Source organism: Spongiactinospora gelatinilytica (assembly GCF_003236385.1).
In the GTDB taxonomy this organism is placed as follows: Bacteria; Actinomycetota; Actinomycetes; order Streptosporangiales; family Streptosporangiaceae; genus Spongiactinospora; species Spongiactinospora gelatinilytica.
Genome location: NZ_POUA01000909.1, coordinates 1 through 411, shown reverse-complemented (window position 1 = coordinate 411; position 411 = coordinate 1). Strand labels below are relative to the sequence as shown.

Sequence of the window (411 nt, the reverse complement as noted above, 5' to 3'; positions counted from 1 at the left end):
ACTTTAACGTAGCAGGAGCCTATCCAGATGGTTCAATTGGCGAAGATCATGGACCAGAAACTCATTTAACACCAATTATCTTGCAAGTGGCTCTAGGTAAACGTGACCAATTACAAATTTTTGGAGATGACTATCATACTCCAGATGGTACGAACGTACGTGACTATGTGCACGTTTTAGATCTTGCGGATGCTCATATTTTAGCAATCGATTATCTTAAAGCAGGTGATGATAGCGACATCTTCAACTTAGGTTCATCAACTGGTTTCTCAGTTAAAGAAATGGTTGAAGCAGCACGTGAAGCAACTGGTGAAGCCATTCCAGCTAAAATTGCGGCTCGCCGTCCTGGAGATCCAGATTCATTAATTGCTGCAAGTCAAAAAGCACGCAAAATTTTAAAATGGAATCCTC

General features: G+C 41.1%; 1 protein-coding gene. It reads left to right on the top strand.

What is annotated here, in order from left to right; all coding sequences use genetic code 11:
- Nucleotides 1–411: NAD-dependent epimerase/dehydratase family protein (locus C1I98_RS46810; protein ID WP_146607981.1), on the top strand; the 411-nt coding region annotated here is incomplete at both ends.